The 23098-nt window shown below is 41.0% G+C and carries 21 protein-coding genes and 3 pseudogenes; 17 read left to right on the top strand and 7 right to left on the bottom strand.

Translation table 11 applies throughout. The features are described from left to right. Positions 1–391 precede the first annotated feature (391 nt). Positions 392–1387 carry a transporter gene (locus J4N43_RS24395; protein WP_054579104.1) on the top strand — a complete coding sequence of 332 codons (996 nt, stop codon included), beginning with the start codon at positions 392–394 and terminating at the stop codon, positions 1385–1387. A 64-nt stretch (positions 1388–1451) separates the two neighbouring features. On the opposite strand, the pseudogene J4N43_RS24390 reads toward J4N43_RS24395, so the two are convergent. Next, positions 1452–2022, bottom strand: a pseudogene (locus tag J4N43_RS24390) (transposase); the annotation flags it as partial. 547 nt (positions 2023–2569) lie between these two features. Between J4N43_RS24390 and J4N43_RS24385 the strand changes: the two are divergent. The 4 genes and pseudogenes from J4N43_RS24385 to J4N43_RS24370 all read left to right on the top strand — a co-directional run bounded on the left by J4N43_RS24385 (position 2570) and on the right by J4N43_RS24370 (position 5148). Further along, positions 2570–3574, top strand: a complete 1005-nt coding sequence (locus J4N43_RS24385; protein WP_353505862.1) for a dentin sialophosphoprotein — start codon at positions 2570–2572, stop codon at positions 3572–3574. Beyond that, positions 3519–3843, top strand: a pseudogene (locus tag J4N43_RS24380) (carbon storage regulator). The gene J4N43_RS24385 and the pseudogene J4N43_RS24380 overlap by 56 nt, the downstream one beginning before the upstream one ends. A gap of 135 nt (positions 3844–3978) precedes the next feature. Beyond that, positions 3979–4527 (top strand): C39 family peptidase, encoded by a 549-nt coding sequence (locus J4N43_RS24375; RefSeq protein WP_503064189.1) that lies wholly within the window; start codon positions 3979–3981, stop codon positions 4525–4527. 54 nt (positions 4528–4581) lie between these two features. Next, positions 4582–5148 (top strand): hypothetical protein, encoded by a 567-nt coding sequence (locus tag J4N43_RS24370; protein ID WP_064376472.1) that lies wholly within the window; start codon positions 4582–4584, stop codon positions 5146–5148. Between the two features lie 143 nt (positions 5149–5291). Here the strand turns inward: J4N43_RS24370 and J4N43_RS24365 are convergent, their stop codons facing one another. Continuing rightward, the gene (locus J4N43_RS24365) at positions 5292–6677 is read right to left on the bottom strand and encodes an HlyD family type I secretion periplasmic adaptor subunit (RefSeq protein ID WP_234499467.1); all 1386 of its coding nucleotides are present in this window, start codon (positions 6675–6677) and stop codon (positions 5292–5294) included. Between the two features lie 464 nt (positions 6678–7141). On the opposite strand from J4N43_RS24365, the gene J4N43_RS24360 reads away from it, so the two are divergent. Together J4N43_RS24360 and J4N43_RS24355 are read left to right on the top strand one after the other, a co-directional pair. Next, positions 7142–7351 carry a cold-shock protein gene (locus J4N43_RS24360; RefSeq protein ID WP_017634094.1) on the top strand — a complete coding sequence of 70 codons (210 nt, stop codon included), beginning with the start codon at positions 7142–7144 and terminating at the stop codon, positions 7349–7351. 206 nt (positions 7352–7557) lie between these two features. Continuing rightward, on the top strand, positions 7558–7707 hold the full coding sequence (locus J4N43_RS24355; protein ID WP_017634095.1) for a hypothetical protein: 150 nt from the start codon (positions 7558–7560) through the stop codon (positions 7705–7707). A 604-nt stretch (positions 7708–8311) separates the two neighbouring features. On the opposite strand, the gene J4N43_RS24350 is transcribed toward J4N43_RS24355, so the two are convergent. From J4N43_RS24350 to J4N43_RS24340, 3 genes and pseudogenes are all read right to left on the bottom strand, one after another. Continuing rightward, positions 8312–8629: a helix-turn-helix domain-containing transcriptional regulator gene (locus J4N43_RS24350; RefSeq protein WP_053307329.1), complete on the bottom strand. Its 318-nt coding sequence runs from the start codon at positions 8627–8629 to the stop codon at positions 8312–8314. A gap of 83 nt (positions 8630–8712) precedes the next feature. After that, positions 8713–9282: a helix-turn-helix transcriptional regulator gene (locus J4N43_RS24345; protein ID WP_017634097.1), complete on the bottom strand. Its 570-nt coding sequence runs from the start codon at positions 9280–9282 to the stop codon at positions 8713–8715. A gap of 412 nt (positions 9283–9694) precedes the next feature. Further along, a pseudogene (locus J4N43_RS24340) lies at positions 9695–9909 on the bottom strand (Txe/YoeB family addiction module toxin). A gap of 520 nt (positions 9910–10429) precedes the next feature. On the opposite strand from J4N43_RS24340, the gene J4N43_RS24335 reads away from it, so the two are divergent. Together J4N43_RS24335 and J4N43_RS24330 are read left to right on the top strand one after the other, a co-directional pair. Continuing rightward, positions 10430–12118, top strand: coding sequence for a hypothetical protein (locus tag J4N43_RS24335; RefSeq protein ID WP_213867179.1), 1689 nt, complete (start codon positions 10430–10432; stop codon positions 12116–12118). A 12-nt stretch (positions 12119–12130) separates the two neighbouring features. Further along, complete coding sequence (locus tag J4N43_RS24330) at positions 12131–13696, top strand: hypothetical protein (RefSeq protein ID WP_213867178.1); 1566 nt, start codon at positions 12131–12133, stop codon at positions 13694–13696. Positions 13697–14236: 540 nt separating this feature from the next. Here J4N43_RS24330 and J4N43_RS24325 read toward each other — a convergent pair. Further along, the gene (locus tag J4N43_RS24325; protein WP_213867177.1) at positions 14237–14605 is read right to left on the bottom strand and encodes a hypothetical protein; all 369 of its coding nucleotides are present in this window, start codon (positions 14603–14605) and stop codon (positions 14237–14239) included. A gap of 372 nt (positions 14606–14977) precedes the next feature. Between J4N43_RS24325 and J4N43_RS24320 the strand changes: the two genes are divergently transcribed. The 7 genes from J4N43_RS24320 to J4N43_RS24290 all read left to right on the top strand — a co-directional run bounded on the left by J4N43_RS24320 (position 14978) and on the right by J4N43_RS24290 (position 19267). After that, positions 14978–15343, top strand: coding sequence for a hypothetical protein (locus tag J4N43_RS24320; protein WP_213867176.1), 366 nt, complete (start codon positions 14978–14980; stop codon positions 15341–15343). Between the two features lie 231 nt (positions 15344–15574). Continuing rightward, positions 15575–16108 carry a PadR family transcriptional regulator gene (locus J4N43_RS24315; protein WP_017634104.1) on the top strand — a complete coding sequence of 178 codons (534 nt, stop codon included), beginning with the start codon at positions 15575–15577 and terminating at the stop codon, positions 16106–16108. Then, a complete protein-coding gene (locus J4N43_RS24310) occupies positions 16105–16275 on the top strand; it encodes a hypothetical protein (protein WP_155486354.1) in 171 nt (56 codons plus the stop codon). Before J4N43_RS24315 ends, J4N43_RS24310 begins: the two co-directional genes overlap by 4 nt. A gap of 379 nt (positions 16276–16654) precedes the next feature. Beyond that, positions 16655–17287, top strand: coding sequence for a hypothetical protein (locus tag J4N43_RS24305; protein WP_054579188.1), 633 nt, complete (start codon positions 16655–16657; stop codon positions 17285–17287). Next, positions 17280–17603 (top strand): hypothetical protein, encoded by a 324-nt coding sequence (locus tag J4N43_RS24300; RefSeq protein ID WP_024703879.1) that lies wholly within the window; start codon positions 17280–17282, stop codon positions 17601–17603. Before J4N43_RS24305 ends, J4N43_RS24300 begins: the two co-directional genes overlap by 8 nt. Positions 17604–17606: 3 nt before the next feature. Next, on the top strand, positions 17607–18758 hold the full coding sequence (locus J4N43_RS24295; protein ID WP_170890862.1) for a phage tail protein: 1152 nt from the start codon (positions 17607–17609) through the stop codon (positions 18756–18758). Further along, complete coding sequence (locus tag J4N43_RS24290; RefSeq protein ID WP_017634110.1) at positions 18755–19267, top strand: hypothetical protein; 513 nt, start codon at positions 18755–18757, stop codon at positions 19265–19267. Before J4N43_RS24295 ends, J4N43_RS24290 begins: the two co-directional genes overlap by 4 nt. Positions 19268–19347: 80 nt before the next feature. Here the strand turns inward: J4N43_RS24290 and J4N43_RS24285 are convergent, their stop codons facing one another. After that, positions 19348–20847, bottom strand: coding sequence for a putative bifunctional diguanylate cyclase/phosphodiesterase (locus J4N43_RS24285; RefSeq protein ID WP_017634111.1), 1500 nt, complete (start codon positions 20845–20847; stop codon positions 19348–19350). Positions 20848–21230: 383 nt separating this feature from the next. On the opposite strand from J4N43_RS24285, the gene J4N43_RS24280 reads away from it, so the two are divergent. Next, entirely contained in the window at positions 21231–22820 is a 1590-nt protein-coding gene (locus J4N43_RS24280; RefSeq protein WP_017634112.1) for a sensor domain-containing diguanylate cyclase, read from the top strand. Positions 22821–23098 lie beyond the last annotated feature (278 nt).

Here is a 23098-nt window from a genome sequence, read left to right as displayed (position 1 = left end):
TTTCCCGAACCCCAATTCCGAATGACCTTAAACCAAAGGTAAGAGAATTAATGAAAAAAGGGTTCAGAAAAAAGGCAATCAAGCTGGTGCTTGGTTGCGGTTATGATGACCTAAAGACTATCAATCTGTCGCATTAGTTATAAATATAAAAAATTGTTACACTGTAACCTCTTTCCATTTGGCTACATGTTACATATAGCTATCGAAATACGCAACCAAATCAGCAAAGAACTATGGGGGCGTTGTTGGAATCGCGTTTGTAAGCAATTTATTTTATTAATAATATTGCGAAAACATAGAATCTATTCTAATTGTTTATAAGCTAGTGGCTTCACCTCAAGCTATTGCCTGAGATTACTTGGGTACGATCATCAGCAAAAGGAAAGATGCGATGTTACGGAAGGCTTTACTGGGTACCTATCTTTGTAGTTTATTCATTGTGGGAAATGCATATGGCGCTGAAGGAGATGATATTCCTCAACGCGCCCAAACTGCTGGTGATGTTATTGAGCGTCCAGGCGTTCTCACACCTAAAGGTAAATGGTCATTTGATTCGTCTTTAAGCTATACACAGAACTCTTCAAACAAAGTATCTGTTGTTGGGTATACAGTCTTACCAACTCTGATTATTGGGCGAATTGAAGTGAGTGATTCGGATAGGACTACAGTAACCGTTGGCTTAACTGCTCGGTATGGTTTAACAAACGCCACAGAGTTAGAAGTTAGAGTGCCATATGTATATCGTAATGACCAAGTTTCTACGCGTCCCATTCAAGATGGTTCAAACAGTGAAGTCGTAAACACAACGGTGGATGGTGGAGGGCTTGGTGATGTAGAGTTCGCATTGAGGCACCAGTTTAACTTTGAATCTGCGCCATACTGGGTAGGTGGCCTTAGAGTCAAGTCGGATACAGGACGATCGCCTTATGATGTTTCTATTGAAGATGGAAGCAACGCATTTAGTGATGTCCCTACTGGCTCGGGTTTTTGGAGTTTTGAGCCTAATTTATCTCTTATTCACCCTGTTGATCCTGCGGTTTTGTTCGCTAGTTTAAGTTACATTTATAACTTAGAAGATACTGTTACAGTTGGCGATACAAAAGCTGATGTTGATCTTGGGGACACTATTTCTCTTTCTGGGGGAATGGGCTTTGCGGTGAATCCTGATCTTTCATTCTCTTTAGGGCTTAGTCATAAAACTATTTTAAAAAGCAAAGTAAATGGCAGATCGGCAGATGATGCTAAGTTGCTTCAATTAGATGCATTAACTTTTGGTATAAACTATGCCTTTAGTGAACGCTCATCTATCAATGTTAGTGCTCAAGCTGGTCTTACAGAAGACACTCCCGACTTTCAGTTAACAGTACGAGTACCTTTTAATTTGTAAAATGGAGGTACAGTAAGTGTGGATTATAGGAATAACTATTGTCAAAGATAATGTATGGAGAGCGTACAGTAGCCTGTTGATGAGTTTCCATTCCTTTCACTCCACTAATAAAGCTAAAATCCTTTACAACATCCGTCAGGAGGACACAACTGTTGTAGACGGCACTACTTCATTTCTGCACTGCGTATTAACTTGTAGGTCATCATCAACGTAGTCTTTCTGGTCCCACAGTTCTTCGTCTTGTTCGTACTCAAACATACTGTGGCGAACATGGATTCTATTGGCTTAGAGGCGCTTTAGGAAGGTAGAGATCTCTGCCATCCAAGATATCTTGTAATGCATCCTTCATCCGTGGTAGCACGCTTTTGGGTACCTTGCTAAGCATATTTGTCACTTACGCTACTGTAGCTTGCGGCCCGCACTTAGCCATGACTTTTCAGAAGCCAAGTTCGCCATCTCCGGTGGCGAACTTGGGTGCTAACAGCAATTCTTGTTCTTTTGAGTGCTTAATGAGTCCTGTAACTTGTTTTTGACTCTTGGTGACGATCCAGAATTCCAGGGGCTTTTTTGTTTCCAGTGTCATCGATACCAATAATGACGAATAAAAAGAGCTGATCATCCATGTTCCTACCACATTAACTTACTCGTTTCACTACCCCCATAGAAAATTAAATAGGGATAGCAAAGAGAATTTATCTTAATTTTAAGTAGAAAATTTAGCACTTCAGAATGATATCACATTGGATTTTAGTACCGAAAAAGACTTAAAAAGTATGAACCTGCTATATTTTATCTCATACCTTTTAAGTTTTAATTATTATAAGTTAATGATTTTAAACATTAAATAATAAAGGTGATTGTTGGATAGGATACCTTTATCAATAAAGGATGAATGATCTGAACAATGCAATAGAACGAATTACTTCTTTATATTATCTTCATTTCATACTTGATGAGCACTTAAAGTAAATACAAAAAATAACATTATGATTATGCTGTTTTTTTCTTTAATCTACTAAAGAGACGCACCTAAATACTCCTTTCTAGCCTGAATTATTCTCAATCATGAGAACAGCTTTCACTGATCCTTTCTTATAATTTCATCGCTTCCCACAACATTTGAAGGAAGCTGAAAAATTTTTAATCCGAACTACTACTATGACAGGAAATGGAGTAATTGTTATGACTCTCAACAAAACAGGGCTTGCTTTAGCAATGTCAGCAATTTTATTTAGTGGCTCTCTAATCGCGAATGAGATCGATGATGGAGATGACAACATGCAATGGACTGACAGCGCTAATACCGATATTGGTTTATCTGGCAGCTTCAACGATAACAGTGACAATAGCGCATCTCTCGGTGTTGGTGATAGCTTCAACGACAACAGCGATAATAGTGCGTCACTAGGTATTGGTCATAGCTTCAACGACAACAGCGACACTGACAACAGTGCAACTCTTGGTGTTGATGACAGCTTTAATAACAACAGCGACAACTCAAACTCGAGCACTAACACAGCTCAAAGCCACAACGACAATAGTACGTCTAACGCTAACGACAACAGTACCAGTGCTGATCTTGATGTGAGCCTAAATAGTGATAGTAGTGACTCTAGTACTAACACAAATAGAAGCCACAACGACAACAGCGACTCTAGTACTACTGTAAGACGTAGCAACAACGACAACAGTGACTCTAGTATCAACAGTAGCTTTAACGATAACAGCGATAATCGTAATCAAAGCGACAACCGTAACCAGAGTGATAACCGTAGCTACGCTGATTCAAGCACAACAAACTCGAACAGCTTTAACGACAATAGTAACTATCAAAGTGACTCGAGCTCAACAAATGTTGATAGCTTCAATCAAGTCCATATGGATACAGATATGGTTGTTGCGAGCTCAAGCCTAATGGGTGGTGTTACAGGTGCATCAGTTATTTATGCAACTAACGCGGATGATACTCGAGTTCGAGTTGAAAACATGAACACCCTTGGTGGTCTTGGTGGTGCAGCTGGTATTACTACCGTTGGTCAAATGCTGGTTCAAATTCACTTGTACAACAATCTGTTACAACTAATGCAAGTGTGTTTACTGGGGGTGAGTAACCGACTAGTAGGAGAAAGCGATGCGTTTGGCAATCTGTACTTTGAGTATGATAGTTGCCTGCACTGCACTCGCTGATGACATTGCATTATCTGGCGGAGAAGTTAGCTTGGATATCATGAATGAATCAAGAGGTGGACAAAATGTTGAACTCGACTTGGTTTATGCAGAATCAGATATCAATGGTATTTCGTCAGATAATGTCGCGTTTAAACACCGTGAGTGGTAACAATATACTATCAAGTGGAGCGTTCGCAGACAGTTCGGGTATATCCAACGTAATTCAGAACAGTGGAAACAACGTTTTAATCCAGAACTCTACCGTCGTTAACCTGACACTCAAGTAAACAATATGAAAGTATTAAATAACTTAATTTGGCTGATGCTCGTTTATTCAACATCAGCCATTTCATTAGAACTGTTACCTTACCGAGCACATTACTCTGTTCCCGTTAAAAGTTACAAAGAAATAGTGTTTGGTGATGTTTTTCGCCAACAGTATGACTTCAGTTGTGGCTCTGCCGCTCTGGCTTCTCTCCCTCACTTTTCATTATGCAACAGAGTCATCTGAACAAGATATTTTCAAAAGCATGTTTGAAAAAGGTGATAAAGAAAAAATCAAGGAGAAAGGTTTTTCTTTGTTGGATATGAAGTTTTACTTAGATTCCATAGGGTTACGTTCTGATGGCTTTCAAGTTGGACTGGAGAAAATTAAAGAAGTCGGCGTCCCTGGGATCACTCTCGTTAATTTCGATGGGTATATGCATTTTGTTGTAATCAGAGGTATAAACAATCACTCAGTTATTCTAGGAGACCCTTCTAGAGGAAGTATGATAATGAAACTGGATGAGTTTGAAAAATATTACCAAGGAATTGTGTTGCTGGTCCGTAACGAAGCGGAAATGGGACGGTCTAGCTTTATTACCAATGATAATTTCACCGTATATCAAAGATCACCATTAAAAACAGGTGTGTCTAGAGATTCCTTGGGGGTATTTAGCATTACTCTCCCAGTTTCCGGTGAAAATTAATATAACATTGTTTTAAATAACTTTAAGAACTTAACAACCTGAAAGGCCTGCATTATGAACTACAATAAATTTTTGTTAGTGCTTTGTATGCTAATACCTCATTTTAATGTGAATGCTAAAGATGTTGGCCTGCAAGAACTTACTCCTCTTTCAAATTCATCTTTAGAAGAATATCGAGGTGGTTTCCAAATTACGGACGAGTATATTATTAATATTGGATTAAGCATTACTACGACTATAAATGGCGATGATATTTTGAACACAAATATTGCCAACTTAGTAATTGAAAATGGTAATTTAAAAAACATTAGCGCAAATAGTGAAAATCAAAGTGGAGATGTTTTCAACCAGGGTATTGTTAACATCATACAATTTGGTGAAGGCAATATTATTGGAGATGATTCTATAGATTCACCCAAAATGCCTTCGTCTCAAAATCCTAATATAATAAGTTCAGACTTTATAAATTCAAGTATTATCAATATTATTCAAAACACGAAAGATAACAGTATTATTGGACTTAGCACGCTCGTAGACATTGATGCTCAAGTAAATGGGGTAATACGGGAAATCAAAGCAAACCAACAATTAGAAGACGCCTTATTGAACCACCTTCAATGAGCATTTCCATTTTTATCCGAAAAGTTATCAAGTTAAGCTTCCCCCCTCTGGCAGAATAGATGTCACACGAGATGCTCCGATTTCATAGGAAGTTAAACATTTTCAATGATAACGGACATATCGATTTTTGAACACAGTATAAGTTAATCATCGGCTGTAGTTTTTGTATTTAGAATTGGCCCCATTAAGTATTCTAAAATGGTCCTCTTTCCGGTTATTATGTCAACTGATGTTGTCATTCCTGGAATGATTGGTAGATCTTTATCACCGAGATTAGTTTTATCAGTACGTATACGTACTACATAAAAGTCGTTACCTTCTTCATCCTGGATTGTGTCTGCACTAATGTGTTCTAACTCCCCTTTTAAACCACCGTACTTACTAAAATCATAAGCGGTAAGCTTGACAATAACAGGTAACTCAGGACGTAAAAATGCAATATCTTTTGGTGCTATTTTTGCCTCTATCAGTAGAGCGTCTTCGGTTGGCACAATTTCAACGATATCCATACCTGGTTGAATAACTCCACCAACTGTATTTATGCTCAACGTTTTAATTTTTCCCGTTACTGGTGAGTAAACCACGGTTCTATTGACTTTATCTTCTAAGTTAACTGTAGACTTTACCAAAGAAGATAGTTGATCTTGGGTGCTATTAAGTTTTTCTTGTTGTTCAGATCGGAATTGTAGCGCGACCTCTATTCGTTTAAGCATGAACTCTTGAATTAATGACTCTAATACGGGAATTTTAAGCTTGCTAGATGTCATTTCACGCCTGCTATCATTGGCTTGTCGTTGTAATTTAAGTAATTCAATGCGTGGAACTATACCTTCGTCAGCTAGAGGTTTGGTAATATCCAGTTCCTTTTTTGCATATTGATAACTCCTACGTAAGTTTTCTACTCGTGCTTTTATTTCAATCAAATCCTGTTGTTTCTGTATGACTTGCTGATCAATCACTGATAGCTGGTTGCGTATATTATTTAAGTTTTCTAGATACTCAGCTTTTTGACGTAGGATTAGTTCAGGTTGAGTTTCTTCTAAAAATGATGGGAACATTAGCTGGTCATAGTTTAGTGTGACATTTTGTCGCCAATCTTTAATGTCAAAGTCATTGTTAACTTGAACGCTATTTATCGAGGCTGTCAATTGTAATACAGATGCACTCAAGTTAGCGACTTGTTGTTCATGCTCACGAAAATCTGAAAGAAAGAGCGTGTCATCGATGAGAATTAATGGTTGACCTTTTTCGACTAATTGACCTTCTTTTACTAAAATTTCTTTAATTAACCCGCCTTCCAAGTTTTGTATAACTTGAACCTGTGAGGAAGGAATGACTTTCCCTAAACCGACAATGACTTTATCTATCTCAGAAAAAGATGCCCAACCAACCATCACAATTGAAAGACTCACCATTATCCAGAGCAACAAACGAGCACTCCTAGGACTTGTTAGGAGTAAGGCTGCGACCTTGTCATTAACAAACTCTAACTCTTCATCGTTAAGTTTGTTGTAGTTCTTTTGTTTCATGTTTGCGCTCATTTATAATAATTTAGTTTTAGTATACCAACTTTAACACCTTGAAGACTGAAACGACCTAATATGAAAAAATCAGTACGATAGACCGAGTACAGAAAACGGCTTTTTAACTCATATAGGTTGCTCTATGATTATAGTAGGATGATAAGGAACAATGCTCCTCTTGGGTGTCAAAATGTTGCTTAAAGCATTCTATAGCGGCTCATATGGCGCGCTTTCGGGGTCTGTAACGTGCATTATTAGTATAAAAATAGAAAATAAAGCTATCTTTAATTTTTGAAACGTGTATAGTTGATTTTGCTCTGACGAAGAGTTGTTTGAAGATAAAAAATATAAAGTAAGTTTTCCAGTGTCATCCCTAGCAAGTTTTTCTCTGTATCTCCCTTAATTCTATATCCTTAAAATAATACTTATGTTCAGTGCACCTTAATTTTAATTTATATAAGGGGCATAATATGTCTAATCAAGTAATTGGTACAGTAAAGTGGTTTAATGAAGCTAAAGGCTTCGGTTTCATTTCTCAAAATAACGGCGACGACCTATTCGTTCACTTCCGCAACATCGTTGGGGATGGATTTAAAAAACTTATTGAAGGCGACAAGGTTTCTTTTACCGTAGGTAAAGGTCCTAAAGGGCTTCAAGCAGAAAATGTAACGACGTTGTAATAGTCTTACAAAACTTAGCTTCCTTATCGCTTGTAATCCAGTGGTAAGGAAGTAGTAGCTCTGATCAATAGTTGTTTCAGATAAAAAAGTATAAAGTCAGTTTTCCCAGCGTCATCCTTAATAAGTTTCTCTGTAAGCTCCCTTCATTCTATATCATAAAATAACGCATGTTCAGTACACCCTAATCATTAAGTAAGGGGCATTGTATGTCTAATAAAATCATTGATTTAATAAATGTATCTAATAATAAAAAAATCAGTAAAAAGAAAAAATCAAATAGTCAAAAATCAAAAATTGACCTACTTCAAAGAATAACAAGTGGCCAAAGTGGTGTGGTTTTGGAGGTTTTATTTTGAAGAATAATGGTAGAAAGAAAATTTGGTTTAAATTAAGAAATAAAAATAAAATTTTTGAAAGCCAAACTCATAATTAATTTTTCTTAACGTATTTTATCTTATCAATAATAACTATTGACTCTGGAGTGGTACGTTAACGAACATCGCCAGTTTTTGAGCCATTTGCTCATCAACAAGACCATTCTAATAGCTCAATCCAAACACCATTGAAAGGCGAAATAGCTCGGTGAAGTAGTCTGCTACCTCACTACATTAACCAAATGTCAGGTAACGGATTAAGCTTTACCCGTAGTGCCTTGTGGACACCGGTAAAGAACACAGTAAAACGTTGATAACTGACTCATTATCCGACTAATCCTAATCTTCTTGAGCAGTTTGTTCCATTTCTTGGACGAGACTGAACTTGTCCATTACTTTCTCTAAACGCTCTGTCGAAAACCTTGCTCAGATCATCAATCTTGTCGCGCCGTTTTTTCTTGTAGGCGATGTCGCAGCCGGTAATTGGCGGGTTAGTTTCTGTTCTGTAAGAAGTGAAACTAAATTGACTAGATTCCTGACGGGGCACTATTTCAGTAATTCGGCCCAACCGAACTACTGGAATAAGTTATTTAATGTTGATACCTAATCGAACTGATATGCCTAGAACGTTGGCCAGCCCGATAAGTGACGATAAAGAAGGGTTGTCGCGCGGGTGTAAGGTGTTGTCCATACCCTTAACTTGTGAAACAACTGCTAAGGCATCGGCGATTATCGCTGGTTCACCAGTGCTTGCTGCTTCATCAATATAGGCTTGGATAGTCTGTTGATCGGTTAAGTAATCGGATGGGTTAAACTCTTTGATCGCATTAGATGGCTTGCAAAGCGAGTCTGCATTCATGTTGTCTTGAAACTTAGCCACTATTGAAAAATCATAGTCTTTCAATTATTGATCCTCCTTTTAAGCAATTACGATACGCATAAAGAAGCTACCAACTATACGCTGATGGCAGCTGAGACTTTATGACTTTATGACTTTATGGGAATTATTAGGTTAGTTTGGATATTGATGAATAGGTTTGCGTACTTATCGCTATTCTTCATCAATCTGGTCTCTAGATGATGGTTAATTACATCCATCAGACGAGCGCGTTCTACTAGCTCCATTGCTACCTTGTTTTTTTTGTATAGCCAATCTGCTATGTCGCTAAGTCTCCAAAGAGGATCTTTCTTTGAAGCCTTTCGTACTGGCACAGGGAAGCCACCGCCGCCAAATGTACCCTTTTTGTATTTTGCTAGTGTGCTCTTCTTAACCCCGGTGAACTCCGCAGCTTCGCCCAAACTCACAAGGTCGCCCTCAATCGAGATAACTTGTAAATCGTAGCCCTCGACCGATTCTACGTCCTTAATTGCTTGTGTAACCGCTTGAACGAACGTTCCTGCCTCTCGTTCAAATTCGATATACAGCATTTCATCAACAGACATTACCACAGCGTCAGAACAAGCGCCCTCGTATAGTTTGCGTGACACATCAAGTAGATCGTTGTCGTTCGTGATATTGATGTTGCCGATGTTTAAGGTGAACTCATAAATGCTCATTGAACTCTCTCTGCACTCCATTTATGTGTACAATTGTGCCTATACTATACTATCAATTTGGCACAAAAAAGCCACTGTGCTGGTGGCTTAATGGTTAACTGTTCTCTCTCTTCTCAACGCAGCGATAAACGGCCATAGTAATTTCCCAACCGTTTGTAATCGTACTTTCATTGACGTAATCCTTGTCTTACTTGGCGCAATGCGTGGTAAATTCGCTTAGCATGGCCTTGTAATTGGTCATTGACGAATCATAGTTAACCTGTACATAGTCCTCATTTGCAATATCGATGTTATAAGATTGTCCCTAAACAGCGACACAACCAAACAGTAACGACGGTAGTAGACAAGCAATTTTCCGCATTTCTTTTGGTACCTATTATTTTGATGTTTCTATTTTTGATGTTTAGATTGCCTAATAATGATAGCGGCATGAAATAATGGTTATCGCCTGATTATCCACGGCATAGACCAACCTGTTCGTATCATCAATACGGCGCGACCAAAATCCTGACAGGTTCTCCTTTAGTGACTCAGGCTTCCCTATCCCCTCAAAAGGGAACGTTTAACGTCATTAATCAACCTATTGATGCGCTTTAGGGTGTTTTTGTCTTGCTTTTGCCAGTGCAAACCACATCAGTCCAAGTAAAGCGCTTAGGTCACTTCGTAAGATCAACATTAGGTGGCGAACGTCATGAATGTCTCGAGCCAATTTTCAGTATTTTTCGTATTCTTGGACCTGGCCAGAAGCAACACCATCATCGCTTCCAAATGTGATTTTAAACGTCACGTAATACTGTGAGAGAGTAATAAAGATTCATACTACACAGTGGCAGCGATCACATAGGTATGCTGCTATTTCTAAAATGTTTATGCCCAAGGTGTGCTGACGGGATGTGTAACACAGAAATGCCTCGAAATGAGCTAGAGTAGGGTTGAACTTTGTTGTAATCATCGTAATTTTGATTACCTTTCCTTATCTAACTATGTGGGCAAATCCACTATACATTGCTCATATTACGCGCCACGTGGGATCGTGATGCGCTTAACATGTTTTATAGAAAAGTTCTTGTTTAACAGACTGTTAACCATATTTCTAGACCTATTCTGATATGTTGGTACTTTCTCAGTCTTCTAGGAATAATAGAAAATGTCAGTCGATGTAAATGGATTTATTAAGTCTCAGCTCAAACAAGCTGTTCTTCATAAGCGCCTTGCTATCGCCCCTTTCACCGATGAAAAGCTTGAAAAGAAGTTGGATAATGCCATTGCTAGCTACAAGCTAGATCTCGATCCTAATCTGGTCGTAGCGTTGTTCGACATGACTGTGTTCAACAATGGGAAAGATGGCTTTCTTGTTACGGGTGAATCTTTGTATGTGAAAGGGCCATTTGAAGCGGCTCAGTGTATCAAGTTCGAGTCAATGCACTCTGCCGAATATGTACAGAAAACCGTAACGAAAAAAGATAAAACCAAAGAAATCGGGTACTTACTCATCACTTATGGGGATGATGAGGAGCTCATGATCGACTGGAGTGATCTAAAAGGGCACTACCAGGGACTTGCTGATTTTCTTACGCAGTTAATCTCGGAGTTTGAGGACTTTGAAGAGCAAGAGCAGGTCGTGCTGTTATCAGATATGAGTGAAACGGTTAAGGCCGCATACTGTAAAGTCGCTATCAATCTCGCCTTTGCTAATGACAATGAGATTGATGCGAAGGAAACCGCAGAGATTTTGTCCTTGATTACTCGTGTTGAGCTCAACCCTGAGAAGCGCTTAGATGTTCGTTCGTACATGTTGGATCATCAAAACACCATCAGCGCTGATGAGCTATTGAGCACTATCAAAGCAGAGATCTCCGACACGCAATATGAAGCGCTTTGCCTGACGTTGATGAAAGACCTCATTGGTATATTTGCCTTCGGAGGACAAGGAACTGTTGACGAAGCAAAAAACAGCCCTCACCTTCAAGAGCTAAAAACGAAGCTCGGGATATCTGACGAAAAACTCGATGTTATGGTCGAAGCCGTCAAAAATGACCAGCTAATTTTAGATGATCACATCGACGACAGTATGCTTGAGCAGAAAACGAAGCAGTTAGCTCAAAGCGTTGCCGCTGTTGGTGCTCCGATTGCTGCTGTATATATGTCGGGGTCGGTTATGGGTTTGTCGGCTGCAGGTTTAACCTCCGGCTTGTCAGCTCTTGGCGTTGGTGGTGTTCTCGGTTTTTCAAGCATGGTAACGGGCATTGGTGCTGCGGTTTTGATTGGCGTGGGTGCCTATCACGGCATGAAGAAACTTACGGGTGCAGACAAACTGGACAAGCACAAACATCGCGCTTTTTTGCTTACCAAAGCCGTTCAACACACTCAAAAGACCATTTCAGTTTTAATGGAAGACATCAATTTTGTTACTGAGAAAATGAATGAGCTAATCAGTAAGTCACTGAATCAGAATGAGGTAATCCACAAGTTAGCAGCGAAGCAGCAGCAGCTAACCATGCTTATCAAGTCGGGTAAGCACCTTGAGAACAAGAGCAATGAATATCAAGCCAGTGAACTTCGGTCAAAATGTCCCATCGAGCTAGATAAAGCTAGTTTTCTCGAGCTTACATCAGAGCCATCAAAGAAAAAGCTTCAAGAGCCCGTGCTGTCTCATTACGAGTGTGAAGAGGGAGCTGAAGAGGGTGTTCTGACGCTTAAGCAAGGAATTTCAGTGAAGGCACTAGAGCAATTAGCACAGATATTTGAAGCTATTGGCTACTTCGATATGAGCAATATGCTCGGTGCAAAATCTAAGGCCTTGGGCAAAGCTGCTTTAGGCAAGCTGCGTAGCTAACAGGAGCCTAATGTGCCGAAAGATAAGGATATTCTCGAGCAGAACATAAAGACGCTAACTGCAGCAAACCATCAGTTATCTAACGCTCAAGCGCATCTTGTTGATATGCGCTCATCGTTGGAACTGGTTGATGACTTGCTCTGTGAGGGTGATGATTTGCTGAGTGGATTGATTGATAACGCGGACGAGCTCTTAAGTTGGTGTGGCACAGAACCAAGCGAGGGGCTTGATACCAACCATGTTGATATGGATGCATTTCTTGTTGGGATAGAAGTGGAGTTGACAGCGAGCATTGGGACACTGCAAACCCTAGATTTTGTTGAAGTTGATAGCTGTACTTCTGAAGAAGAATATATGAGGCAACTCGATGCCTATATAGAGAGAAACCTGATACAGGTAGACTATCAAGGGTTGCGATGTGTGATGTCTCAGCAGCAGTTAGCAGAGGCGCAACGCGAGTTTCGAGACTCGTTTTTCTCAAAGCCTGCGCAATGCGATTCCATGGACTACATGATAGCGGGGACTTGCGGGGCTATTGCGGGTTTAGTCGATGTGTTATTCGTTGGTACTCCCACTACAGGCCCACTTACCAAAGTTGCCGATAACGTTGCTGAGGGTGCAGTTGAGAAGTTTGCTTCAATGCTTGGTTGGCAGGGGCCAAGAGGTGATGCCAACAGAACGAGTAGTGCAATAGGATTCTTAGAGCGCAAGTTTAAAGTTAACTACGATCAAGCAACTACCAATGGAGAGAGAAACGGCACTGGTGGCAAGGTTAAGAACCTGTCCACTAAGAACCATCATCTAAAAAGCCTCAGTCATAGCCCCGATATTGTCGGGCTGTTTTTTTCAATTCTGAATCAGTTCACGAATACCTCCTCATTTGTTAGTGAAGGCCAGATAATCACTATCGAAACGGAAGAGTTTGAGCTGGTAGGGCATAACTTTGTTGCAAAGATATTCGCCGGTGTTGCTAATTGGTTTGGGCACATCATGTCAGACGTTTCTGGCTCTTCTGGTATAGATCGTAAGCAAGCTGACTATGGGCGAGGCTCGGGTGTGCCGGTGCCTTTCTACAACCTCACGCAGTTAATGAACTTCGGTGCTTTTGAAGTGAAAACAGGCAACGTTAAGAAAGGCAAAGAGGTTATCAACAAGCAAACCCTAGCAATTGTGTTTAGCAAGGTGTTTGAGCAGGGATACGATCTTAGACACGGTGCTGCAATGGCTATACCAGTGCTTATCTCCGAGTTACTCACTCGGTTAAGCTGGGCTGTCAATCAACATGTGTTGCATAATAAGCCTTGGAAGGAGTGTATACCAAAGGGCTCAACCCCTGAACTTCGCCGCATGTTGTTGGTAAGCCATGGAACACTTTGTACCATTGACGCAGCAGATGCCGCATTGCGCTCAGGCGGCTTAATTGTGGAGTTCTTTTTGAGGACCAACCTGGTAGCTTGGATCCGATTTGGGCATTTGGCCTTAAAAGAGCTTCAGATAGTCCTGTTTGATGCTCAAGATAATGATGCGATTGATAAAGCCATTGAAGAAGATTGTAAGCGGCTGCTTCTCGGAGCCTAAGTGCGAATTGGGTTCAACTCTATGAACACTATTACTAGATTTGGCTTCGAAGCATGCTTGCGTCAACAGCTTGTTCTGATTTTGGATACAGCCCGAGAGTTGTTTGATCTATGCTACTGGGAGTTTGGCCAGTTAACCTGAGGCATTTGAAATGCCTCAGGTTATCAGTTAAATGCTAATTTAGCGAAAGCTGTAGCTTATTTTGTCCAAAAGTGATTTACAATCGTTCTTCGTATCTAGCTTTGTGAAATAACATCTAAACAAGGTGCTTTGCTTTCATCCACTTAAATCGCGCCATAACTGCTTGATAGCGAACAGGCCACTCCATAGCCACTTGGAGATTGAGGGCGTAGAAAGTGCGTAAATCTCTAGGGGTGATAAGCTCAAACAAAGTCATATTTATTTAACTTGATCTCCTTTTGATATTTCTATCACCGTTGGCGTTCATCTTTAAGACAACGTCGTGTATCCTGGCAAACTACGAATTAATTCGGAAATTTGCCTTAATAAATTCGTCCAATGGGTAGATCGTCAGCATCGTTAAAACTGTTCTGCATACTGCTTTGTCATCTTCAAAAGGTGGCTGATATTGCGTAGCTGTTGGTCGCGAGTTGCTTGCGTTTGATCATCATCCAAAACCAATGACTGATTGGTGACATCACAATCAATGCCCTCTTTCTCGATCAAGTAAACCGTATCAGCTAGATAAGTTAAAAATTGATATTGGGAATCAATATCTGTGTAGCTTTCTTTGGCTTTGTAAGTAATCTCATCAAAATAAGCACAGAGTGAACCCCAAAACTTAACACTGCTACTTGCTGTCGCTTTCATCTCACAAATATGACCAACACGTAGCTTGATGTCAGTGAAAAATCGCTTTATCTGGTGGGCGTATGTGCCTCTCTGCATTAGCACTATACCAGGGTTAATTAATGGGTTTTACCGAAAAATTTATGAATTAAATTCATTTCTTAAACGGCTCCGATTGAGCGTAATCTAATCCCACCCCAGGATTATGGTAATCCTTTTTATTCCGAACATGAAAATTTATATCAATGTATATTTTTTTGATATTAAGGGCTAAATTAGTTATTGCATATATTATTTTTGATATGGTAGTCTCACCAACCCATTCCGAACACACTTAATTCTTTGTAGAAAATGACCGTAAAAACGTTCAATGCCAGCAAAGGCACTATTGTCCTGTCTAACCACGGAGCAACGGTGTCGATGGCCATTAACCGCGCCGCTGTCGCGGTAGCGAACGTGTGTGTGAGTTAGGTGTTAGGGAGTGTAGATGAGGAGAAAGCCTTTATTGAGGACGCAGACGAAAAAGCGATACGAAATGAAATGCCTCGCTTTTCCATGTGTGCAGATGTGGTTAGACAACTAGACAAGGCACTGACCAATGGCAGTTCCAAAAACCAATTGAGCCTAATCATAGAGCTAATGGAAGCGCTACCACTAGATGGAACGGTCTACGAAATGGCACAACAAGTAGAGCTTATCCCGCACGATGAAATCTACATTGGATTTTTCGAGACTACCATCATTGACCGCATGCAAGGGCTAGGAATTATCACGTTATTAGGGGGCATGATGATGAGCGCCAAGCCGTCAAACTCAATGAGCGTGATGATTTTCTAGCAAGTTGGTCGGCGGGAGTTAATGAGGCTCGCAATGGCTCAGATCTGCATTATGCAGACTACAACAACAAATATGCGTTTACTGCCGGATACGAGCATTGGCATAACCGCAACAAAAAGGCGTTAAAGGGAAGACTTACGCATTACTCAACAAGTAGAGAGTATTTATGTCATGGATTTATTGACGAGGATACGGGTGAAATTTGGCATCAATAACAAAAGGTAACTAACTATGAATTTGGGTAATCTACTTCTAGCAATTCTTGAGCAGAGAACACAAACAGGCTATGACCTAACAAACCGAACAATGCCTGAATCAGGCGCATGGCAAGCCAGCCACCAGCAAGTGTACCGCGAACTCGGTCGCATGACGGAAAAGGGGTTAGTGTCTCACGAAATTGAAGCGCAAGACGGTAAACCAGATCGCAAAAAATACAGCATAACTCAAGGCGGCGAACGTGTTCTGAACCTTTTACGCAACGAATCTACATGCGATATCCTGTCTATCATTCGTAGTCCGGCATCAGTGATGCTGGAAATCGGCAGCGAGACTTACTTCAAGTCGTACATTGAAAAACTCAATCAAGAAATCACTCAACTCAAAGAGAAGTTGAACGCGCACCAGAAAGAGAAAGGTGTGTTCTGTGACAACTTCACACTGCATGTAGAACGCGACATTGATGTGCGCAAAGCAGAGCTTAAGTTTGCCGAACGTTCACTATCTATGATCACTTCCTCAAACATTGCTACGGAGAATGCTGCGTGAAACCTCGCAAAGCCGTTTATCTTTTAGTTGACTCGCCAGCGCTTAAACGAGCCAAAGAGTGTTTAACTCGAAATCAGCCTTGGGACTACGAGGGTAAGCTCATGAAGATCGTCAGCTGGGGTAACGGATGCGTAACGATGAAGGCAAGCCATGCCATCGGGTTTTGATTGAGATTTACTTTTGATAGGTACAAAAAAACCGCGAATAAACGCGGTTTTTTTGCGGCTGGCCTTAGCAAACAGTTCGAATCAGCAAATTCGAGTTACCAGCCTTTTCATGTTCCACCAGCAAATGTGAAACAAGAGCAAGCAAATAGTAGGTGTTTTTAATGGCTTTGACAATAGCAGAGAAACTTCAAAGACAACGAGAGAAGCAAAAACAATCAATGGAACGTCGCATGCGTATGTATTATCCTTGTGTTATTATCACCACGATATTCCGAGCATTAATTAATATAAATACTATTAATAGGGCTAAAAAGCTTGGTTGATGGTGTTAAAATGACCAAGACTCCTCATCTTAAAAAGCGCACTTAGAGGTCACAACATGGCACGAATGCGCATAGCTGTACTTACTCTATCATCTGGCCAGCCACGGCTTATGCTTGCTGGTGTGAATGATGGTCAACTCCATATCATCGAATGCCAACAATTAGAGCGCTCATTGATGAGCCTTAAGCTGACTTTGCCCGAGAAGTTAGAAAAGCTCAAAAAAGGCGGTTTTATTGTGCTGGTGGACGAGGTTACGCCCTACTTTTCGAAGTATGGGCGCGCCGTTCGCCTGTCCGAACTGGACGCAAAAGGCAGACCGATCATTGTGTCGGCAATGGAAGCCTATAACTATCTCTCATCCCTAAATGCTATCACCTACCCGTCTAATGCTGGTGGCCGCTATGAAGTGTCGCCGTCCATCGTGGAAGAAGTACGGGGAACAGATGGCAAGCCAATGTACAACATCGACTGGTCAGAACTGCGCCCTGATACCTACGCGCTTATGTTTGTGGTCTATGCGGCCACACAAGACAACCTTAGCGACACGGTAACGCTTAAGAGCTTGTTTGGCATGTTACGCAAGCCCAAGAAAGAGCCGGAAATGGCCTCGCGCGCAATGGGACTGTTCAAGGCTAAAACAGGGCTAATCGCAGACGGTAAGTATCGTATGGGAGGCGACTATGAGTAAGTTATCCCGCCTCTCAGCAGAGAACATCGAGGACGATATTCTACGGGCGCATTTCTTTGCCATCGTCATGGAATACGTCAACCGTTCGGGCAATACCGATCTCTTTGAGTACACCATTCGACTTGATGAGGTTTATCGTGCGGATCTCGTCTCTTACAGAGCTTACGCCACGGTTGAGCTTGATTGGTTGGTTAGTCTGGTCTGTGACGTAGACGACCCAATGAATCCGCTACCTGTTGGCGAAACCATCAAGCTTCCACCAGCATCTTGGGTGCGTCGTTCCATGCGTCAATTCATGGACGAAATGGGACTGTAACTTATGCCGAAGAAGTTTGAAGCGGAGAAACGGGATAACGGCTCATTTGCCAGCCTTGGCCTCAATGAAAAGCAGTTCAACCAGCTATTCAACAAGATTGAACAGGCGCAAAAGAGAAACCGCCGTAATGCCAAGCGAACGCTGACCGCCTCAACGCTGGCCAAGCCAACTAATAAGGCATTAAAAGCGCTAGGCGAAAAGGCTAAAGGGCAACGGTTTACCAAAGAAGACCTGATCAAGTTCGACAAGGCTCGCCAGCGACACAAAGAGGTCTATGACAGCAAGACAGCGGGTATCACCTACGCCTTTTTGGTGAAGAACTCGCGTCAAATCGACGTAGACCGTGCAAACAACCGTGTCGATGACGGTACAGGCATTCACAAGGCCACGTTGATCGGTATTAAGAACAATATCGCGCTTATTCGTGTCCGAGCATCAAGCGTGTCTCGACATGAAGAACACCGAGTAAAGGTGCGTTTTGAGCAGTGGGATGAACTACTACACGAACCGCCTAATGGGGATTACAACCAAGCGGTGCAATTGGCGTGTGCTGGCCGTATTTCCTTTGATTGCGACTGTGGCCGTCACCAGTATTGGTATCGATACTTGGCCACTATGGGTAACTACTGCATAGCGCCGCCTAAAGAGTTTGCTTTCCCGAAAATCCGAAACCCTGAATTGTCCGGTGTGGCATGTAAACACGTTCTCAAGGCGGCAACCATGCTGCAATCGCTGGCATGGCAACGCATCTTGGCCAACCAAATGAAACAGCAAGCGCGCCGTGTTGGTTTTGGCTCAGATAACAAAACGTACTTGCTCAACGAGAACGAGAAGAAAGCTGCCGCACGTAACCGTAAAACGGTGGTGGATAAGGCCGCCGCTACGCGCGAACACGCGAAGTATCTACGCGCTCAGAAAGCAGTGGAAAAACAGATCGCCAAACAGAAACGGGAAAGCGAAACCATCAAGCGCCAAGCGCGCAAACTGCGTAAGGAGTCCAACGAGAAGAAAGGTTATATCGATATGATTAAGGTCGGCTTCCAGAACTTCCATGACGGCTACAAGCTGCAAGGAAAGACTAAGAGTGAAGCTCTGACCAACTTCGCAAAAATGATGAACGTAACACCAAGCAGATTAGAGAGAATCATCAAATGAGTGACGCAGTTAAACCTGTAGTAAGAAAGGCTCGATACCAAGGCCATGTGCCCTTTAACCGTGTTTTAAGGGATGATTGGATTAAGGCCATCAAACTATCACCTGATCACTTTGAAGCGTCCCTGTATCGTCCTATTGAGCCAGAACTGGAACCAACGGATGATAATTACCAAAGCGAGTCAGTGCTAGAGCTAGAAACCAACCAAGACACGCTTACTTATCGTGAGCCAGAGCTGGTGGCTTTATTAGCTTGTCCAGATGAGCAAGAGAACTTTTTCATGATGGACGATGGCGACGAAAACCTTGGCGAGTCCTTAGAGCCGCTAATGCTGCGTATTGCTTCGCACCATGTTCCTGTTGGTAGTGTACTGGAATGGGATGAAGAAAACGCCGAGGGATTACGAACCGTGTGGTGGTACGTACATAAAGCCGTTGGCTATGGCACAGCGAATGTGGGCGTGATTTATATCTGCATACCAATGCGTGATTTTAACAAATTACTTAAGTAGAAAATTCACCACATAATGCAGCACCATCTTTAATGGCTAGGGTGCTCCCTGCGAAAGAGCAGAGAGGGGAATACAACATCTTAATACATAACATTTGCGATGTTATTTAATTTTCTATCCAATAAAGCAATGGGGATTGGACGACTTAAATAGAACCCTTGAACTAGCTCACAATCTAACTCTTCTAGAACACACAACTGTTCAAGGGTCTCTACCCCTTCAGCAACGACTTGAATACCAAATCCCTTTGCGATGTTGACTATGCCGGAAGTGATCGCTCTTGAGCGATAATCAATAGCGATGTTTTTAATGAAGCTTCGATCTATTTTTATTTCATCGACATCCAACTTATTGAATATTGCAAATGAGGTATAGCCAACACCGAAGTCATCAATAGAGAACCTCACACCAGATTTCTTGAGTTCCTTGACTAAACTTGCGCATTGTTCAACATCGTTTAACGTTGCTGTCTCTGTTATTTCTAAGCAGAGGTATTGTGCAAAATCAAGGTCTTTTTTTAAGTAATTTTCGATACGATGCATATCTTCAATGCTATTTAGCTCAGTAGCAGAAAGGTTCACTGATACCTCTTGAATGGCTCGTCCTAGAAGCTGCGTTTCTCTAAGTTGCTTTGATGCTTGCTTGAGGACTAGTTCTGTTAGAGCACTGCAGAGATTGTTCTCTTCTGCCAGTGTGATAAATACTGCAGGAGATATATCTCCATATTCGGGGTGTTTCCATCGAGAGAGCACTTCAACTCCAGCGACTCTCTTATCTTTAAGGCAATACTTTGGTTGAAATACAATCTGTATTTGGCCTTCTCGTATTGCGTTACGTAAGTCTGAAGTCATCTGTTGTCTCTGGAGCTCATGTTTAGCGAGCTCTTTGTCGTGGTAGCGGATAGTGTTTTTCGTGATCTTTGCTTGAGCAAGTGCATATTTAGCTGACGACATGAGCTGCTTTACACTTTCCCCATCAAATGGATAAAGCGCAACACCGATGGAGCATGTCAAATCAATACCATGACGTTTTGAGTTCTGCTTAAACTGCCTTTGAATAAGTGCTAAGTGCATATCAACTTGACTTTCGCTTTCCATACGAATCAAACAAGCAAATCCATCAGAATGCACCCTTGAAGAGAAAAGTGGAGAAACGGTAGAAGAGTTAATCGATTGTGCGATATCTTTTAGAAACAGATTACTCTTTACAAAACCGATTCGGTCGGAAACGGGCTTAAAATTGTCTATATCGAGAAGAAATAAAACATAATGTTCATCCTTTTTTGTATTACGAAACTTTTGTTCCAAATAGCGAAAAAAGACGTAGGGGCTATGTAAACCGGTTACATAGTCAATGTCATTGGCTCGTTCAATATACCTGTTGTTCTTTTTTATCAGCCCCCATAGCAAGAAAGAGGTGATCACAACAAATAGCATTCCTTTTAGTGACTGAACCGAGGTGTATACTTGTTGATTGTTAGATAGGAGCTCTACCGCTTTGTCTGAGAACAATACCCACATTGACGCGAATGCAAAGTAGGACAAAACGAGCTTAGCGGAGCTGAGAAAGTTTTTTTTCATATAAACCACAAAATACTCGTGTACTGCCCAAGGTTAAGAGCATACTTAAATAAGTAAACTATCACCACATTGCATATCAAGCTAGCAATATATCAATTAGATTTTCAAAACAACATATTAAACACATGCTTTTACGGATTAAGTTGACGTTTCGTCGTAACAAGAACCTCTAATTGCCCCCATCCTAATATTGTTCAGGTCTAGAGCTTAGTTGCTGTATGTTTACCATCTATGTTGCTTATATGAGTTTCAAGAAATATATAAGATAATAAGGAAGTTGCATATCAAACATGGCTGAACTGTCAAATCTGTTCAAACTGGATTTAATCGATTTACAGTTACGAGTAGAATCACTTTTAATAGACCAATGGATGACTTAATTTATGGAATACCTGGGTGAATCAAAGCGGCTGAGAGATAAGTTAAATTTAAGACAACTGATACTATTTTTAAGCATCTTTAGTATGATGGTCACCCTTCTAAACGCTTTTTACTCCATATATCATGTTCAACGTGAACTAACTGTCACTAACACCATTGAATCCAATCGTGTTTATGCTGAAAAAATGGCCAGAATGACGGACACTTTCATTGAATCAGCACTATCACAATTGGAGTACAGCGCACTTATGCTTAGAAGCAAGGTGCGAGATACAGATGAGTTGCAACAAGAAGTGGATCGGTTGAGGCTCCAAACCAATGCCTTTAACTCTGTAGTCATCGTCAATGCGAAGGGAATTATTGTTGCCGTTTCACCTGAAGCAATACAAGTGAAAGGTGTCCAATTAACAAGTGAAAGTTCGCTACAATCATTGAAAGCTAAGTCTCCAATCGTGACTGATCCCTTCGTATCTCCTGCAGGTAATTATCTGATAAGTATTTCCCACCCTATTTTCTCCGAACAAAAAGAGTATTTAGGATATGTCAGTGGCTCTATTTATCTCGATAAGAAGAACATGTTAATGAGCATACTTGGGCAACATAGCTATAGAGATGGGTCATACCTCTACGTTGTGGATAAGAATCAGACATTGATCTATCACCCTGATCGGCAAAGAGTGGGAGAAGTCATTGTTAATAATGACGCGATAAATGATGTTATTCAGGGAAATAAAGGTGGTAAAGCCATCATTAACTCCAAGGGTATTGATATGCTTACTGGGTACGCACCAGTTAATGCTTCAGGTTGGGGGATAGTTGCACAGAAATCAGAAGGCTTAACTTTTTCTGTACTTAACGACCAAATGTGGGATGTGCTTGTAGAAACTTTTCCAATTGGAGCCATCACGCTTTTAGTTATTTGGATATCTGCGGCTTTTATCTCAAAACCGTTGTGGCAGCTAGCTAATGTAGTCAAAAGCTTTGAAAACCGTACTTCTGCTATACGAGACTTAAATGAAGTTAAACCTTGGTATTTTGAAGCTTCACATCTAAAGTGTTCATTTCTCAGCGCATTCAACATTGTATCCAACACCATTGACCAACTGCATATCGATACTTTAACGGATTCAATGACTGGGCTGTTAAACCGTCGAGGTTTAGATAAAGCCATTGATAACTTGCGTATACAAAACACTCCATTTTCTGTACTCGCTCTGGATGTTGACTATTTCAAAAAAGTCAATGATACCTTTGGCCATGATGCCGGTGATGCCTTACTTGTCAGTGTGGCAAATATTATCAAGGCTCAGGCGAGAGAGATGGATATTGTCTGCCGCTCTGGCGGAGAGGAGTTTATGGTCTTTTTAGTTAAAACTGACATACGTCAAGCTGAATACGTTGCTGAGAGAATCCGAAAAGCCATTGATTCAAACGAGTTTGATGTTGTAGGTCACGTGACTATTTCTATCGGCATGTCTCAATGGTTTGCAGAAAGAGAACCGATCAACGCTATTCTTAAAGGTGCTGATGATGCGCTTTACCAGGCAAAACATAACGGTAGAAATAGAACTGAGGTGCATAAGGTCAACTGACTCGATCAATTTAATGTGTCATTTACTTTAGGTTCGTTGTAACTTAATTCAGACTTAGCGAACATATAAAGTTCACAACTTCAAGATACCTTTACTCTTAAAATTCAAGTGTATTAGGTTGAGCTGTCTCATATTCAAGCAAGCGAAACTTGTTACCAAGCTTCGTCTATCTCGTAATCCAGCATGTAAGTAGTCTCGATGTAAAAAAACATAATCTTTTACAGGTTAGCTCATTTCTCGTTCCTCAAGTAGCGAGTAGTAAGAAATGCTATCTGCTT

Source organism: Vibrio sp. SCSIO 43009 (genome assembly GCF_023716525.1).
Lineage (GTDB): Bacteria > Pseudomonadota > Gammaproteobacteria > Enterobacterales > Vibrionaceae > Vibrio > Vibrio alginolyticus.
This window is presented reverse-complemented; position numbering and strand designations above follow the sequence as displayed.

Excerpts from the sequence above, each read along its gene's own strand:
- J4N43_RS24395 (WP_054579104.1), top strand. The coding sequence starts at position 392 with ATGTTACGGAAGGCTTTACTGGGTACCTATCTTTGTAGTTTATTCATT.
- J4N43_RS24315 (WP_017634104.1), top strand. The coding sequence starts at position 15,575 with ATGAATTTGGGTAATCTACTTCTAGCAATTCTTGAGCAGAGAACACAA.
- J4N43_RS24305 (WP_054579188.1), top strand. The coding sequence starts at position 16,655 with ATGGCACGAATGCGCATAGCTGTACTTACTCTATCATCTGGCCAGCCA.
- J4N43_RS24370 (WP_064376472.1), top strand. The coding sequence starts at position 4,582 with ATGAACTACAATAAATTTTTGTTAGTGCTTTGTATGCTAATACCTCAT.
- J4N43_RS24345 (WP_017634097.1), bottom strand. The coding sequence starts at position 9,282 with ATGAGCATTTATGAGTTCACCTTAAACATCGGCAACATCAATATCACG.
- J4N43_RS24360 (WP_017634094.1), top strand. The coding sequence starts at position 7,142 with ATGTCTAATCAAGTAATTGGTACAGTAAAGTGGTTTAATGAAGCTAAA.
- J4N43_RS24300 (WP_024703879.1), top strand. The coding sequence starts at position 17,280 with ATGAGTAAGTTATCCCGCCTCTCAGCAGAGAACATCGAGGACGATATT.
- J4N43_RS24285 (WP_017634111.1), bottom strand. The coding sequence starts at position 20,847 with ATGAAAAAAAACTTTCTCAGCTCCGCTAAGCTCGTTTTGTCCTACTTT.
- J4N43_RS24365 (WP_234499467.1), bottom strand. The coding sequence starts at position 6,677 with ATGAAACAAAAGAACTACAACAAACTTAACGATGAAGAGTTAGAGTTT.
- J4N43_RS24295 (WP_170890862.1), top strand. The coding sequence starts at position 17,607 with ATGCCGAAGAAGTTTGAAGCGGAGAAACGGGATAACGGCTCATTTGCC.
- J4N43_RS24375 (WP_503064189.1), top strand. The coding sequence starts at position 3,979 with ATGTTTTTCGCCAACAGTATGACTTCAGTTGTGGCTCTGCCGCTCTGG.
- J4N43_RS24325 (WP_213867177.1), bottom strand. The coding sequence starts at position 14,605 with ATGCAGAGAGGCACATACGCCCACCAGATAAAGCGATTTTTCACTGAC.
- J4N43_RS24280 (WP_017634112.1), top strand. The coding sequence starts at position 21,231 with ATGGAATACCTGGGTGAATCAAAGCGGCTGAGAGATAAGTTAAATTTA.
- J4N43_RS24355 (WP_017634095.1), top strand. The coding sequence starts at position 7,558 with ATGTCTAATAAAATCATTGATTTAATAAATGTATCTAATAATAAAAAA.
- J4N43_RS24290 (WP_017634110.1), top strand. The coding sequence starts at position 18,755 with ATGAGTGACGCAGTTAAACCTGTAGTAAGAAAGGCTCGATACCAAGGC.
- J4N43_RS24385 (WP_353505862.1), top strand. The coding sequence starts at position 2,570 with ATGACTCTCAACAAAACAGGGCTTGCTTTAGCAATGTCAGCAATTTTA.
- J4N43_RS24335 (WP_213867179.1), top strand. The coding sequence starts at position 10,430 with ATGTCAGTCGATGTAAATGGATTTATTAAGTCTCAGCTCAAACAAGCT.